Source organism: Desulfotignum balticum DSM 7044 (genome assembly GCF_000421285.1).
Taxonomy (GTDB): domain Bacteria; phylum Desulfobacterota; class Desulfobacteria; order Desulfobacterales; family Desulfobacteraceae; genus Desulfotignum; species Desulfotignum balticum.
Map to the genome: position 1 here is coordinate 1 of NZ_ATWO01000005.1, position 2373 is coordinate 2373.

The window sequence follows — 2373 nt, forward strand, 5'->3', positions numbered from 1 at the left end:
TGCTGCCGCTGTTTAGATGGGTCCTGTGAAAAATATATAAACACCGTTGATATTTTTTTTCGATAAAGCCGTTTTTGTCGGAAAAGCTCCAACAGGGGATGCTTCACTTCGACATTTAAAATCCGGGAAAGCTCCTGAGCGGAGAATCCAGCCTTGGATAGATTAACAAATTCTGCGGTCGTTTCTATCAAATTACCATATTTGGAGAACCAAATAGAATTGAAAGACCATAATCCGCTTTCATCAAAATTAGCAATAGATTCGAGTGTATAATATTTTCCTCGATGAGAGTAGCTGGAAAGATAACCCAACGATTTAAGCTTTCTGAAAACAGTCATGGTGCTGTTGGTGAACAACTCTTTTTTTATTTGATCTAACGTACTAATTTTATGAAATTTTAAATAGTTTTCTACTGCTTTTAAATCACTGCTTTCTGAGGCCATGGAATGATATAGTTCCCCCGATTATAGTAATAATTAGGCGAACTATACCAAATATACACATAGGCTGTCAATAAAATATTTCGTCGTAAATGCCTTTAAATTAGAGACATAAAAACATATGTGTGATAATAACCCTTTCAAAATAGTTGATAGAATTAATCCAAAATATGTTATATTAATTTTGAGCCAGCCCTTAGCAAAGCATCCGTACAATATCCATCTTTAAAAGATAAAGTAGTATCGCCTCATGTCATCAGGCACACCACAGCAATGCATCTATTACAGGCGGGTGTAGATCTCAGTGTAATTGCTTTGTGGCTCGGCCATGAAAGTGTGGCAACAACGCACCAGTATTTTGAGGCAGATTTGAATATGAAAGAAGAAGCTCTGGCTAAATTACAGCCTCCTGATATGAAATTCAGCCGCTATAAACCCTCCAATGATGTACTATCATTTTTGAATGGATTATAATTATGCGGATATAATTGTTACTTTTCAGACGTCAACTACTGACTTTAAAAGGTAATTTATATAGCGGGAAAGGAACTTTCAATCTTTGAGTTCAGGTAACGAACTCAGCATAATCTACAACTATGCATAATTCCGTCCCACCACAAAGGGGCGGATGGCATTTTCAACCGCATTGTTGTCCGGACCCACCCGGCCATCCTCGATATAACGGATCAGACGATCCCATTCGTTCAGCGTGTAATTCACCGCTTTTCCCAGAAGGCTTTTGGGGGGCACTTTTTCAACGGTGGCATCCAGCCATTTTTTAAACTCTTCAAGAATCGGAACGGCTTCCGTCTGGCGTTTTTCATATATCTCACGGGGTGACAATTGATTCTCCCGGGCTGCTTTTTCAATCTTGTACAGCTTGCCGATATATTTCAACGCTGTAGCGGCATTGCCGACCGGTGTTTTGGTTTTGCGGCTGACTGCTTTGGTCACCTCCACAAATTTTCGACGGGCATGAACCCAGCAGCCCACATGAAGGATGTCCTTTTTTTTATCAAGAAACCCATAGCCCGAATATCCGTCCGTCTGGACGATTCCTTTATACCCGTTCAAAAATGATGCTGCCACATCTCCGGACCGGGAAGGATCGTAATGGTACAAAAGCACCGGCCTCCCCCGAGAGGTCCCCTTGAACACCCACATGTAACTTTTTATACGGCCGGGCTCCTTCAACACCCGCACCGGGGTTTCATCGATGTTGATCAGATCGCTTTGAAGCACCGCTTTTTTCATCATGTCCAGAATGATGTCACAGGCTTCCGCAGTTTTCATCGCCCATCCGCACATGGTGGATCTGGGGATCTCGACTCCCAGCCGTTTGAATTGCTTTTCCTGACGGTAAAACGGCAGGGCATCGGCAAACTTTGCAGTCAGGATATGAGCCAGAAGCCCGGGGGTGGCAATGCTTTTCGGGATAATCTGATCCGGCATCCTGGCAATAGACACGGCAGGTTTGTCATCCTCGGTCCCTTCGCAGTTTTTGCAGGCATATTTATACCGGATGTTCCGGATCACCCTGACTTGGGCCGGGATATAATCCAGTTGTTCAGATACTTCCTGTCCGCTACGCTCCCTGAGGCAACCGCAGCCGCACTGCCTTTCCTCTTCGCTGAGCTCGTGAATAACCTCTATGCGGGGCAGATTTGGCGGCAAGGGTTTGCGGCCACGTTTTTTGCGTGTATGTTCCTTAATGGTAACATCTTCCGGCTCTTCCTGGATGGGGAGATCCGGTTCAGGCATATCAAACAGGGGAAGCTGTCCGTCCGGTTTGTGGATTTTCTCTGTTTTACGGCCGAACAGTCTGTCTTGAAGACTTTTTATCTGTTCATTGAGGATTTTGATTTCAGACTGGTAATTACGCTCTTTCTGGTCGAATTCTCCGACCAGAAAAAACAGGTTTTCCTTTAATTCA

The 2373-nt window shown here is 44.0% G+C and carries 1 protein-coding gene and 2 pseudogenes; 1 reads left to right on the forward strand and 2 read right to left on the reverse strand.

The window, feature by feature from the left end; genetic code table 11:
- Nucleotides 1-443: pseudogene (locus K365_RS0125440) on the reverse strand (hypothetical protein); the annotation flags it as partial.
- Nucleotides 444-617: 174 nt separating this feature from the next.
- On the opposite strand from K365_RS0125440, the gene K365_RS0125445 reads away from it, so the two are divergent.
- The gene (locus K365_RS0125445; RefSeq protein WP_281167821.1) at nucleotides 618-914 is read left to right on the forward strand and encodes a tyrosine-type recombinase/integrase; all 297 of its coding nucleotides are present in this window, start codon (nucleotides 618-620) and stop codon (nucleotides 912-914) included.
- 132 nt (nucleotides 915-1046) lie between these two features.
- Here K365_RS0125445 and tnpC read toward each other — a convergent pair.
- A pseudogene (gene tnpC, locus K365_RS0125450) lies at nucleotides 1047-2373 on the reverse strand (IS66 family transposase); the annotation flags it as partial.